The 12,001-nt window shown below is 33.2% G+C and carries 9 protein-coding genes and 2 pseudogenes; 5 read left to right on the top strand and 6 right to left on the bottom strand.

Translation table 11 applies throughout. The annotated features are described in order from the left end of the window. A pseudogene (locus ACIQ56_RS08590) lies at window positions 1-1,100 on the top strand (hypothetical protein); the annotation flags it as partial. On the opposite strand, the gene ACIQ56_RS08595 reads toward ACIQ56_RS08590, so the two are convergent. The 5 genes from ACIQ56_RS08595 to ACIQ56_RS08615 all read right to left on the bottom strand — a co-directional run bounded on the left by ACIQ56_RS08595 (window position 1,018) and on the right by ACIQ56_RS08615 (window position 5,685). Further along, window positions 1,018-1,842: a hypothetical protein gene (locus tag ACIQ56_RS08595; RefSeq protein ID WP_397600661.1), complete on the bottom strand. Its 825-nt coding sequence runs from the start codon at window positions 1,840-1,842 to the stop codon at window positions 1,018-1,020. The pseudogene ACIQ56_RS08590 and the gene ACIQ56_RS08595 sit on opposite strands and share 83 nt — an antisense overlap. Before the next feature lie 47 nt (window positions 1,843-1,889). Then, window positions 1,890-2,444 carry a phosphatase PAP2 family protein gene (locus ACIQ56_RS08600; protein ID WP_397600662.1) on the bottom strand — a complete coding sequence of 185 codons (555 nt, stop codon included), beginning with the start codon at window positions 2,442-2,444 and terminating at the stop codon, window positions 1,890-1,892. Between the two features lie 4 nt (window positions 2,445-2,448). Continuing rightward, window positions 2,449-4,548 carry a transketolase gene (gene tkt, locus ACIQ56_RS08605; RefSeq protein ID WP_397600663.1) on the bottom strand — a complete coding sequence of 700 codons (2,100 nt, stop codon included), beginning with the start codon at window positions 4,546-4,548 and terminating at the stop codon, window positions 2,449-2,451. Window positions 4,549-4,662: 114 nt separating this feature from the next. Next, window positions 4,663-5,370, bottom strand: a complete 708-nt coding sequence (locus ACIQ56_RS08610) for a hypothetical protein (protein ID WP_397600664.1) — start codon at window positions 5,368-5,370, stop codon at window positions 4,663-4,665. Between the two features lie 51 nt (window positions 5,371-5,421). Further along, window positions 5,422-5,685 (bottom strand): glutaredoxin, encoded by a 264-nt coding sequence (locus ACIQ56_RS08615; protein WP_397600665.1) that lies wholly within the window; start codon window positions 5,683-5,685, stop codon window positions 5,422-5,424. Window positions 5,686-5,904: 219 nt separating this feature from the next. On the opposite strand from ACIQ56_RS08615, the gene ACIQ56_RS08620 reads away from it, so the two are divergent. Beyond that, window positions 5,905-6,309 (top strand): hypothetical protein, encoded by a 405-nt coding sequence (locus ACIQ56_RS08620; protein WP_153418147.1) that lies wholly within the window; start codon window positions 5,905-5,907, stop codon window positions 6,307-6,309. Here ACIQ56_RS08620 and ACIQ56_RS08625 read toward each other — a convergent pair. Further along, complete coding sequence (locus tag ACIQ56_RS08625) at window positions 6,306-7,955, bottom strand: ArnT family glycosyltransferase (protein ID WP_397600666.1); 1,650 nt, start codon at window positions 7,953-7,955, stop codon at window positions 6,306-6,308. The genes ACIQ56_RS08620 and ACIQ56_RS08625 overlap by 4 nt on opposite strands. Window positions 7,956-8,252: 297 nt before the next feature. Between ACIQ56_RS08625 and ACIQ56_RS08630 the strand changes: the two genes are divergently transcribed. The 3 genes and pseudogenes from ACIQ56_RS08630 to ACIQ56_RS08640 all read left to right on the top strand — a co-directional run. After that, window positions 8,253-10,610, top strand: coding sequence for a hypothetical protein (locus ACIQ56_RS08630; protein WP_397600667.1), 2,358 nt, complete (start codon window positions 8,253-8,255; stop codon window positions 10,608-10,610). A gap of 20 nt (window positions 10,611-10,630) precedes the next feature. Then, on the top strand, window positions 10,631-11,629 hold the full coding sequence (locus ACIQ56_RS08635) for a hypothetical protein (protein WP_397600668.1): 999 nt from the start codon (window positions 10,631-10,633) through the stop codon (window positions 11,627-11,629). Window positions 11,630-11,694: 65 nt separating this feature from the next. After that, window positions 11,695-12,001: pseudogene (locus ACIQ56_RS08640) on the top strand (hypothetical protein); the annotation flags it as partial.

Here is a 12,001-nt window from a genome sequence, read left to right on the forward strand (position 1 = left end):
TAGCAAGTGATGCTCCTCCAGCAGACGAAGCAATAGCAAGTGATGCTCCTTCAGCAGACGAAGCAATAGCAAGTTATGCTCCTCCAGCAGACGAAGCAATAGCAAGTGATGCTCCTTCAGCAGACGAAGCAATAGCAAGTGATGCTCCTTCAGCAGACGAAGCAATAGCAAGTGATACACCACCACCTGAAGAAGAAGCACCTTTGGAAGTAGCGGCCGTTGAGGCAACTCCTTCTGAAATTAAACCAGAAGAACCTCCATTAGAGGTTGCAGGAGCAGAAACAGCGCCAACGGAAACAGCAGCAATAGAAGAAGCTCCTTTAGAGGTTGGAGAAGATGCCCCTCCAGCGGAAGAGGCACCATTAGAAGTTGCAGGTGCTGAAGAAGTTCCTAAAGAAGATGAGTCTGTTACTGAAGAAATTTCACCCTCATCGGATGAAGCTGTCGCGACAGATCCCGTTGAAGGAGAAATTCCAGTAGGGGAGGAAGCCATGAAAGAAGAAGAAATTGCAATTGCAGAAGAACCCGCTGTTGAAGCGGCGGGGAGTGAGCCTCCTGCAGAAGCTCCTAGTGAGGAAAAACCGTCAGTAGAAGTAAAAGATCTAGATATTGTAGATGATACAGCAGCTACTGAAGCGCCTCCACCTGCGGAAGCTGTTGCAGACACCCCTGCAGAAGAAGCGGCGCCAGGAGGAGAGGAAAGTACACCGGAACCCATTGATCATGGTTTAGGAGAAGATACTTCTATTAAAGCGGGAGAAATTCCACCTCCTGCAGAAGAAGGAATAAACGAAGATTCCACTGCACCGATCGGGCTCGATGAGGACGTAAAATCAGAGAATGTAAGTTCTGGAAACAAAATATCCATACAAGTTCGCGGTAAATATTTTATGGTTATTTTATCAGATGGTTCTGATTTTAGAATTCCATTTAAAACAATTGCAGATGGAAAAACGTTTGAAATGCAAATTGAAGATGAAACATTTATTATTGAAAATAGCAATGGTAAAATGCAAATTAAATACGGCGATGTTGAGATGCATGTCCCTTTGAATCATGCATCTGCTTCAGAATCTGATGAATCTGAGGGTGCCGCTTAGACTTTGCTATTTTTTCTACAATATCGTGAATTTGAGGCATAAGTTGCGAGCTTTCTTCTGTCCAAATCAGTTTATTTGGAAAGTTTTTCTTATACCATTTTATTTTAATTTCTGTTTTTTCCGCATAAGTTTCATCACTCATCATCCCAAAATGTTCCCAGTAAATTTCATTATTTCCTACATACAGAGTAAAATCGGGATAATAGGTTTTTCCTCCTGCAGAAAGTGGAATTTCATATTTAAATTCAATTTTTTTTTCAAAAAGCTTTTCAGCAATAAATACTTCACTTTTACTTCTTACTTTGAGTCCAAATGAAGTCATAACTTGGGGTGTTCCAAAGGGAGAGGATCTTCTTTGTGGACTATGAATACTGGATTTTTCTTTTGTCAAACGAGTCGCTTTTAAATTTATTTTTTTCTTTTTTGATTTGCTAAAAAAATAGATTATTTTTTGAATAATATAGTGAAGAACTAAAAATAATTTTGTTGTTAAAAAGAAAAAAAATATAGAAGAGCTAAGGTATAAAGATGCACTTAAAAAATGAATATTTTTTTTGTTTAAGTATAAATAACCAGATATAAAAAAGATATTAGCAAGAAAATTAAAAAATTTAATTTTGAATGATTCATTTTTAAGGAGAAAAAGAACAGATATAAAAGTAATAATATAACATATTAATAAGGTAACTAAAAACACTTGTGAAAATTGATTGATAAAATCATTCAAAAACTGAGGTAACATCCGTGTTTCCTAGTTACTTATATTAATTAAAAAAAACCTCTAAATCGTTATTGTTTAAACTTTTTTACAATTAAAATTGAGCTTATTGTACAAAGAACGATCGAAGCTATGACATCAATAGGCCAATGTGCCATTGAATAAATGCGAGTATATCCTACAAACATAGCTAAAGGTAAAGAGTAAACAGCATATTTCCATCCATAGCGGATGGTTAAAAACAAAGCTCCTGAAAAAGCCCCAGAAGTGTGGCCACTTGGAAAACTCATAGAGCCTCCTCTTGGCCTCATTTCATTGATTCCAAAAACTTGGCCTAAGCCAAGTTTAAAAGCCCATGTTACCCCTAAAATAATTGCTAATAAACGAATCATTTGAATTGCTCCTCCTTTATCCTTTTTCCAAAGAACGGGAACGAGGACATACATAGGAATGGCAATTTGAATGATGGAACCTATGATTTCTACCCAAGTATGAAATGATTCCTTATGATTCAAAATAATATTAATAAATACTACAATAAATAAACAAATAAAATAAAGTATATTTGTATTTTTAACATTAGCTTTATCAATAATTTGTAATGACTTCAATTTCATAGCAGTCATTTATTTACCTTAATTTAAGATGGTTTAAAACAAATATTCCAAATTTCTCAGGAGTAAATCCAAAATGTTTAGCTAGATCTTGAGCTGGTGCAGATGCTCCGAATGTTTTCATTCCAAAAATAGCTCCATTTCTACCAACAATTTCTCCCCAACTTTGGGTTGAACCTGCTTCAATGGCGATAATAGGAAGTTCTTTAGGTAACAAATTATTTAATGTAACGGGATTTTCAACAAGCAATTGAGGAGCACAAGAACTAATGACACGGATTGAGAGTGTTACTTTATTTCCTGAAGCATTTTCATGAGATTTATTTTCTAATTCGTGAGCTGTTTGTAATGCTAAAGAAACTTCACTGCCCGATGAAATGAGAATAATTTTTTCTGATTTTTCATTTTCAGAAAAATCTTTTAGCATGTAGGCACCTTTCACTAAACCCTCTTTTACATTTTCTATAGTTCTTGCTACTTGTAAATGATTGTCTAAATCTTCAAGATCCTGTCTTGTTAATAAAAGAGCTGTTGGTTTGTTATAGGTGGCAACCGCATTTTCCCAAGCCACAAATGTTTCAAGGGTATCTGCTGGACGATAAACTTGTAGGTCAGGAATTGCTCTTAATGATGCCGCGTGTTCTATCGGTTGGTGTGTGGGGCCATCTTCACCTACAGCATAACTATCATGAGTCAAAATAAATAATGTTGGAATTTTCATAATGGCAGCAAGGCGAATTGCGGGTCTCATATAATCTGAAAAGACAGCAAAGGTAGCACAATAAGCTTGAAAACCGCCATGTAAGGTGATTCCATTACAAATAGCAGCCATTCCATGTTCTCTTACACCAAAATGGATATTTCTTCCTGAAAAATCTTTGCTATTGATAAATGAAGTATTTGGTAAGGTTGTTAAGTTACTGCCCGCTAAATCTGCGGAACCACCAACAAGTCTTGGATTTTCTGCTGCCAATTCGCATAATGCTTTTCCACTCGCAACTCGGGTAGCCATTTTTCCTTTTGCTAACTTCCACGATTCCGGTTTTAAAGAAACAACAAATTGATCGTTAAAATGAGTATTCCATAATTCTAATTTAGTGATATTTGATTTTTGCCATTTTTGTTCTGTTTCTTTAAATAAAACTTCCCATTTAGTATATTTTTCTTTACGGAAATGAATGAGTTTATGTGCTGATTCTAGAAGGGAATCTGGAATGTAAAATGGAGTTGTGTTTTCTATGCCAAGATGTTTTTTGGCATCAATGACATCGTCAGCAGTCATAGGATTTCCATGAATTTTTGGTTTTCCTTCCCATTTTGGTGAACCTTTACCAGGAATTCCTTTACAAACGATTAATGTTGGTCCTGTTTCTCCATTTGGCAAATTTGAATTTTCAAATGCTTTTTCCATTGCTTTTGCTAACGATAAAAAGTCATTTCCATCGGCATGTAAAACATTCCAACCATAAGATTCGTATCTTTTACCAACATTTTCAGTAAAGGAAATATCAATTGTTCCATCAATTGTAATATTGTTGGCATCATAAAGAGTAATTAAGCGATTTAATTTATGGTGGCCAGCAAAACTACAAGCCTCAGAACTGACACCCTCCATCAAGCAGCCGTCTCCAGCGATAACAAATGTCCTGTGGTCAATTAAGGAAGAATCTTTTTCATTAAAACGTGAAGCGAGCATGCGTTCAGCTAGAGCCATACCCACAGCGTGTGAAATGCCTTGCCCCAAAGGTCCAGTTGTACATTCTATCCCAGGGGTGTGGCCGTATTCGGGGTGACCGGCTGTGCTGCTACCAAGTTGGCGAAATTGGATAATTTCTTCTTTTGATAAGGAATAACCTGATAAATGAAGGAGGGCGTATTGAAGCATACTGCCATGACCTGCAGATAAAATAAAACGATCACGATCTATCCAATTTGGATTATTCGGATTGTGATTCATTGCTGCAAAATAAAGAAGGGTGCCCATTTCAGCACCCCCCAATGGCAATCCAACATGTCCTGATTTTGCTTTTAATACAGCATCCATTCCTAAAAGACGCACAGCAACTGCAATATTTTCTAAGTCTTTTTTATGATCTGAAACAAATTTCATAAACATAGGTGGAGTTCTCCTACATGGGTTATTCTCTATAAAACGTGCCAAAACTACAATTAGATATCTATTTTATCAACAAGAATTAGGTTGTTTTTATTTTTGGAGGAAATCTGTAAATTATTTTTTTTCTACAGTCCCTTTTTTGGGCATGGATTCAAAAATCATTGTTTGGATATCGGAAGAGATGGCTTCTGAGAAGCTTTTTACAGCATTATTAATAGCTTCTTGGTAACGGAAAACATGTAAATCGGGCGTCCATTGCATGTACTTCAGAGTGTTTCCGTCTGTATCTCCAATTTCATTAAAAACAACTTCTGGAATGTTGTTTGCAGCATATTGTTTTGCCCACATTGTAGCACCACTATTTAGGTCAATCGCTTTCACTTGAACAACCAAAGAAATTTTTTCTTGTGAAGGAGATTTTGTGGGTTGATTAAAAGATGTAGGTGAAGTTGTGCTTGAATTGTTAAGTTCTGGATGAATCAGAGAGCATTTAAACGCACCACTTGCGACACTGGCAGTAGAGGGGTTTTTGCAATCTTCAATGGCGACAATACTTTGTTTTCTATCAAGTATTTTAATTTGTAAGGCCCATCTTGCATTTTCAAGATCCGTCATTTGAATATCTGTTCTTAATGCCATTTTTTGTCTTACAGATTGAGATAATCTGCTAGAATTACCAGAATAAATAGAAGAATCTTTTGCAGAGGGAATATAAACCTTAGAAAATTCCTCAGGAATATATCTTTGTTTATTGCTAAAGCCAACAGCGCAGCTATTTAATATTAAAGAAATAATTGCTATTAAAAATACAAAGTGTTTCATGTTTGTTACTTTTTAGAGAGAATTAATTTTGTATTTAACTTGAAATATTTTTTATTCTGTTAAGCCTAGTAACTTTAAAAGAGATCCTTCTTTATAAAGTTTATTGGTATCATCAAATCCACCTATAAATTTATCATTTATAAAGATCATGGGAACAGTACGCCATCCATTATTCTCCATAGATAATTTTGCACGAAGATCGGGATCATCGTCTAAGTTGATTTCCTCAAAATCTACATTTAGTTTTTTAAATAGATTTTTTGCTGCATTACAATAAGGACAAACTTTTGTGGTGTAAATTTTGACTCTATTCAAATGGGATACTCCTTTTATTAAACAATTAAACCCTGTTAGAAATAAAACAGAGTTTATTGCGAATAGTAATACTAAGTGATACGTGTTGTCATCCTTTCTTGTGATTTCGGTAATTTATTTTTTAAGCTTGTGTATTTTTTTTTGAGTTGTATTATCAGGGTTTAAAATTATACACCAATGGGTGTGTTTTTATTTATTAGAGCAAATGAGGATAGTATCATGCATGTAATCTGGAAAAGGCCTGATGGTTTTCAAAATGCCTTGCCTGACGACTTTCGTAGAATTGCGTTGAGTAATGGGGCTCACCTATGGCTTCACAGACATGAATTGGATTGGTATCCCTTTCAAGTTAGTGGTGACTGGGAAGGACAAGATCAAACAAAACGTTTGAATCGTTTGGTGAATATGTTAGATGCCCCTCAATCCTCGTGGAAAGCCTATTTGGAACAAATATCAGATGATGATTTTGAATTAAAAGAAGGACAATCTTTTACGGAAATAACCAAAACCCTAATTGCTTGGGTAACGGAACTGGAACAATCAGCGAAAGGTCATACTTGGGAAATAGAAATTGTCCGCTGTGCTCTTCATGATGTTTTAGAAAAACTTCAAAAATTTATTTAATATTTTACTTCTTTTATTTTGTTTTCGTATATTTCTTTTAATGTTAACTTATCTTTCATAGTTCCTTTTATATAAATAATATTTTCTCCATTATAAGGGGAAATATGAAATTCTTTTGTTTCTTCTATATCCATTATTTTTAGAATATCGTCCTTATTGAAATGGTCTTTGCTACCAATAATAATAAACTTACAATTTGCTAAATCATATAACTTATCTCGCCAAGAATAAAAAGAAGTATTTACAAAGTCAAAATTATAAATACGCGGCTTATTTTCAAAATGAAAGGCGAGCTGTGCGGCCCAATACCATTTTAAAGAACCAATTTGATAATGATTTAAGCAATTTTGGTTTTCAATCGTTTCATAATAGGGGGTGCTTATAATTTCTATATTTTCTTGATTTAAAAGATCTTTTTGCAAATCAATCCATGCATAAGCTTGAAAAAGGTCGTCTGCATTTCCTTTTACAAAAGTATATCCTTTAATTAATAATAGATTAAACTTTGGAATACATAAAATAGTTGGAATTACGGTGGATAGAAATAAAGTAACTTTAAAGAATCGAATCCAAGTATTTCTATTTTTTCCCGTAAGAGGATTCCAATGAAGAACAAATGCAGGAACTAATAATAAAAATCCAGGCATAGACCAATGCGGTAACGCTTGTTTTCCTAGGGCGGAGCTTAAAATAATGGTAAATAAAATTAAAAAAGGGATTGTGGTTAAAAGATTTATCGATTTATAATAAGATTTTTTTAAAATTCCATTTATTGAGAAATAAAATAAGGGAATAAAAAACCAAGGTAATAAATAAAAAATAGAACCAAAAATATATTTTAAAAAAGGTTTATAATGAAAAGAAAATCCTGAGAATCCATGTTGGCTTTGAAAATGAAAAGAAGCATAATGATTTAAATAATTCCAAATAAAAACAGGACTCGACACCATTATAGAAGCAATCGCTGTAACAAACCAAAATGAGAAATCATGATATGATTTTTTAACACCACGTAATATAAGAGATGCTATAAAAAATCCAACTGCAATGGGGAGGGCATGATATTTTGATAAGGCGGCAATTCCAAGAAAAATACCAAAAAACAAACCATATTTTATAGATAAAGAATTTTGGCTTTTTTTTGATTCTAAAAATGCTTTTAAAATAAAATATAATGCACCAGAAATTGCAAATAATAGAGATCCATCTGGCAATAAAATGATGCCTTCTAAATTAAATACAGGCGCTAATTGAAAAATTGCTAAAGCACATAATGCATTTTCATTCGTGAAATTTTTATGATTTATTTCCGCAATTATCTTAGAGCTTAATAATATAAATATAGTAGTGAATAAATGTAAAAAGGGAAGAAAAAAGCGAGCTCCAAAAGATCCCTGAAATAAAAGTCCTCCTAAATAAGAAATCCATGAGACAAAAGGAGGGGCATCGATGTAACTCAATTGAATATGGCGAGACCAATCCCAATAATATACTTCATCATTCGCCATTGGAAAATAAGCCGCCCAAAGGAGTCTTAAAACTAAAAAAAGAAATAGAGTTAACCAAAAATAAAAATTATTTATTTGAAAAGGCTCTTTCAAATAATGGGGAGTTAGAAGATTTTTTAGAGCTTCTTTTTTTATCACAAAGAATCCTTTTATTAATATAAAATGAAATTAAAATTCTTAAAAACGAATTCAGATATAAAAAATTTAATGATTATTTCATATCTAAGAACTATTTTTTATATTTTAAAAATCAATTTGTAAATTGTGTCCTCATAAAATGAGTTAAAATAAAAAATGATTAAAATTTAAGCAATTCAATGCGCCATTTTTCAAGCTTCTATTTTTGAAGATTTTGAAATTCATAATAAAATTATGTAAAGTTACATTCAGAACATTAAAATGAGAGCTTCATTTAAATATTATAGGTTTGAAATTATGCTTAAAAAGTGTTTGCCCATTGTGATTTTAATTTCTTTCACCCCGTTTTTGGCCTTGCCTCAAGCATTGCCTAAAAATAGTGCACAAGAAAATAAAATTTTAGTTAAAGGAATCATTAGACCCTTAGGAAGTATAAGTCCTATAGGAGATGCTTTGATTTTTGACCAAAGTAATAAAGAAGTGACAACAAGATCGGATAAAAATGGAAATTTTTCGATTTTTGTAAATAAAACTTCTAAAGGGGTGGTCATTCGAGCTGATAATTATCAGGACTTAACTATAAAAATAGAAAATGGAAAAGTAGAAAGCGAATCTCCTTATTCATTAGAGCCAGCACCAGAATATAGCGGATACGGAATTATTCGTGCAAAAAGAAAAAACGAAATTTCACAAAATTCGTTTAATGGAGATGAGATTGCGCATACTGCTGGTGTGGCAGGAGATGCTGTAAAAACTCTTCAAACGTTACCTTCTGTTTTGCCTGCAAGTCCAGGAAGCGCAGATATTGTTGTGAGGGGTGGACTTCCTGGTGACAATTCCTATTATTATGATGATTTATTGTTACCTTTTGTTTTTCATTTTGGCGGTGCTCAAACCATTATTCCTTCACGAATGATTGAATCCATGGATTTTTATCCTGGAGCATTTAGTGCAAAATATTCGGATACTCTTGGCGGGGTTATTCAATTAAAAAGTCCAGGAAATATACCACAACGCACTTCTGGGGAATTTGAATTAGGAATGATCCAAAGTGGAATCTATTTAGAAGGAAATGCATTTTCAAAAAACTCAGATGTTAAAACAAATGAATCTGAATCAAATAGCAATCCAGAAAACACAAAAACAACAACATCAGAAAAAGATAATGATGCCATTGGTTATCGTTTGGGTATGAGAAGAACTTATTTAGAATTATATAAACCACTAATTCAAAAATTAGCAAATAATTCGAGTTTTGTTACCATACCACAAGCGACAGATTATCAATTTGTTTTTAATGGAAATCATTCTAACGGAACATGGCAAGCTTATTTATTAGGAGCTGCTGATAGAGCTTCTTTATCTGGTAATCTTGGTAACAGTGATACTGCGTCTGGAAAAAATAGTTTTAGTATTTATACCTATACAGAAGTTTCAGGTGCTAGGTATAATTTAAATTTAAAAGATGGATATGGTTTGCATTTTACATTTGAACAACGTTTCTTGGTTTTTCAACAAAATATTTTTGGAGACCAAATAGATGCTCGAAGTCATTTATTTATTTTAGGTATTTCATTAGATAAGAAAATAAATGAAATGTTTACTTATTCTATTGGAATTAGACCTAAGTATGTTCATAACTCTGTAGGGGTTGATGTTGTTCAATATCCAAGTGGCGATCCTACTATTTATTTTGATCCTGAGCTTGCTCCTAGAGTTAAAAATACCATAAGTACAGATCGATTTTATGGAGATACCTATTTAGACATTATTTATTCACCAATAAAAGAAATTAAAATAAATCCAGGAGTAAATGTATTTAAAGGACCAAGTGCAAAACAATTATCTGTAGATCCAAGAGTGGGTGTTCGTTTTGACGTTACAGAGAGTCAAACATTAAAAGCAGCGGTTGGTTATTACAGTCAGCTTCCTGCAATTCAATATACAATTCCTGGCTATGGAAATCCAGACTTACAGCTCGAGAAAAATATTCAATATGTCGTTGGCCACGAATCAAAATTTTTAGATAATTATTCTACTGATCTTCAACTTTGGTATAAAACAAGTGATAACTTAACAGGGCCAGCAGTAAGTAATTCAAATAATAAGTTCGAAAATTCAATTCAATCTCGAGCAAAAGGGGTAGAGGTTTTTCTCAAGAAGAAACCATCTGATTTTTGGTTTGGATGGATTAGTTATGGCCTGAGTTTAGCAGAAGTAAGAGATCCAGGTTCTAGAATCTGGAGAAATTCAGATTATGATAGAACACATTCCTTAAATATTGTTTATGGACAAAAAATTACAAGTAGATGGAATGCAGGGGCTCGTTTTCAGTATATGACAGGATCTCCTTATTCTTCTGTATCAGGAGGAACTTATAATCAAAATACCGGTGTTTATTCCCCTTCTCCTGATGGAAATACTTATTTAGTAAATAAAAATGATGTAAGAAATCCTTATTACTTTGAAGTTGATTTTAGAACAGAATATGACTTTTTATTTAAAGATTGGACATTAACATCCTATTTAAATATTTTAAATTTATTTAATAGAAGCAACGTAACAAATACAACATTTAATCGTGATTATTCTAAAACGGTTTCGGTTACTGGTTTGCCAATAATACCATCAATTGGAGTTATAGCTAAATTTTAATATATTATTAAGGAATAAAAATGTTTAAAAAAATGAATTATTTTTACTTTATTTCGATTTTTGTAATCTTATTAATGAACTCTTGTAGTGAAATGGATAATAATTATTATAGAATAAATAAAGTAAGGGTAGTTGCTTCTTTATTTCAAAACAGCACGGTCTTTCCTTCTGGAATTACTTCTAATACTTCAGCTCAACAGTTTCCTTTGCGGTTAACAAATTCTACTACTTCTTGTGCAACATCTCATTTTTATATTGTTGCTATTTCTCCTACATCTGAAACTCCAACAATCACAATAAATGGAATTGTTTTATTTGCGATTGGAGGTAATTATTTAAGTGGTGGTGCCGGAGCTAGAGGCGTATCTGCAGGAACTACGGGAACAAATATTGCTTCATCCTTCTTTTTTTCTTCTTCTACTTCAAGCACGATTCAAACAACTCCTTTCCGCGTTACTTTATTTGATTACACCGTTAATTGTTCTAACTTAACAGAAGCAAATTTAACTTCATATATGAATCAAGTAGGAGATATTCCTGGTTTTCAATTAAGTTACACAGTAATTTCGGGGTCTTCTAGTGATCAAGGTTTTTACTCCTTTTATTTTTTACCAGACCCAACAGCATCTTGGTGGTCTTCAACAACATTTCCTTCTGCTGTTACTTCCTCTAAAAAAACTTCCATACAAAATGGTTTAGCAGTAACAAATAATCCAATACAAATTTCAAGTATATCACCAACAGGTTCAACAATATCTGGGGGAGGTGATAATTCTATTAACGCGAATATTACAATTCCTTCCATTCCATCACCAAGAGATTCTTCAAATTCTATTTTTTCACCGAAAAGTAGAGTGCAATGGTACGTTACAAGTGGAAATTTAAATTTAGATACGTCCGCTTCTACAACTTGGAATCCTGGTGTAGGTTCAGGGAATAGCACTGGTGGTTTTGTTATTGTAAGAGACTTATTGGGTGGAGTTGACTTTAAAATTCTCGGCCCCTTTACAACACAGTAACAATTTTCATATGACAGGTTTACTTGTCATAGAATTGTTTTGGCAAAGTTATAATAGAGGTTGGCATGATTCAAAATTCTTTTTTCTCATTAGAACAAATGAGGCATTCCCTAGACGTTGTTTCCATTGAAAATGCATTAATTGATCTTCTTGTTCGTGCAAATGATGCTGATTTAAAAACGTTTGGCATGACAAAAGGAGTCATGCAACTTGTGGACGAAGAAACTCAAAAAAAAGTTTTGCAAAATTTAGGTAATGTAAAACCTGAAATTGAATTGGGTGGCAGTGCTTCCAATGCCATTCGCGGTATGGCTATTTTAGGATCAAAAACAAGTTATAGTAGTTGTGTTGGAAATGATGAATATGGAAAAG

Source organism: Silvanigrella sp. (assembly GCF_044369315.1).
Lineage (GTDB): Bacteria > Bdellovibrionota_B > Oligoflexia > Silvanigrellales > Silvanigrellaceae > Silvanigrella.

Bases quoted from the DNA above. Each gene is read 5' to 3' on its own strand.
- ACIQ56_RS08595 (WP_397600661.1), bottom strand. From the start codon at position 1,842: ATGTTACCTCAGTTTTTGAATGATTTTATCAATCAATTTTCACAAGTG.
- ACIQ56_RS08600 (WP_397600662.1), bottom strand. From the start codon at position 2,444: ATGACTGCTATGAAATTGAAGTCATTACAAATTATTGATAAAGCTAAT.
- tkt (WP_397600663.1), bottom strand. From the start codon at position 4,548: ATGTTTATGAAATTTGTTTCAGATCATAAAAAAGACTTAGAAAATATT.
- ACIQ56_RS08610 (WP_397600664.1), bottom strand. From the start codon at position 5,370: ATGAAACACTTTGTATTTTTAATAGCAATTATTTCTTTAATATTAAAT.
- ACIQ56_RS08620 (WP_153418147.1), top strand. From the start codon at position 5,905: ATGCATGTAATCTGGAAAAGGCCTGATGGTTTTCAAAATGCCTTGCCT.
- ACIQ56_RS08630 (WP_397600667.1), top strand. From the start codon at position 8,253: ATGCTTAAAAAGTGTTTGCCCATTGTGATTTTAATTTCTTTCACCCCG.
- ACIQ56_RS08635 (WP_397600668.1), top strand. From the start codon at position 10,631: ATGTTTAAAAAAATGAATTATTTTTACTTTATTTCGATTTTTGTAATC.